This is a genomic window from Streptomyces sp. SID13726 (genome assembly GCF_010548375.1).
Classification (GTDB): domain Bacteria; phylum Actinomycetota; class Actinomycetes; order Streptomycetales; family Streptomycetaceae; genus Streptomyces.
The window spans coordinates 1-395 of the sequence record NZ_JAAGLY010000785.1 but is presented as its reverse complement, the minus strand read 5'-3'; the positions used below and the strand labels follow the sequence as shown (position 1 = coordinate 395).

At 79.2% G+C, this 395-nt stretch carries 1 pseudogene; it reads left to right on the top strand.

Going from position 1 to position 395, the window contains the following annotated elements:
* A pseudogene (locus tag G3I78_RS50295) lies at positions 1-395 on the top strand (hypothetical protein); the annotation flags it as partial.

The following is a 395-nucleotide window of genomic DNA, read 5'->3' as shown; positions in this document are numbered from 1 at the left end:
GGGGTGGTGGGCGGCGGGGTCGCCGAGGGGCGGCGCCTGGGCCTCGACGTCGTGCTGTCCGTGGAGCTGGACCCCGACGACTGCGGCGCGTGGGTCCGGCACGCACTGACCCGGGGCACCGACGGGCTCGTGAGCGTCGTCGCGGTCCCCGACGCCGAGGCGCGCGCGACGCTCGCCGCCGCCGGGGTCCCGCTCGTCGTCGTCGACCCGCGACGACGCCCGCCCGAGGACGTGCTCAGCGTGGGCGCCGCGAACTTCCAGGGGGCGCTCGAGGCGACCGCGCACCTGCTGGCGCTCGGGCACCGGCGCATCGCGACGATCACCGGCGTCCCGGAGCAGGACAACCGGGTCGCGCGGCTCGCCGGCGGCGCCCGCGGTGTTCTGGAGGCCGCCGC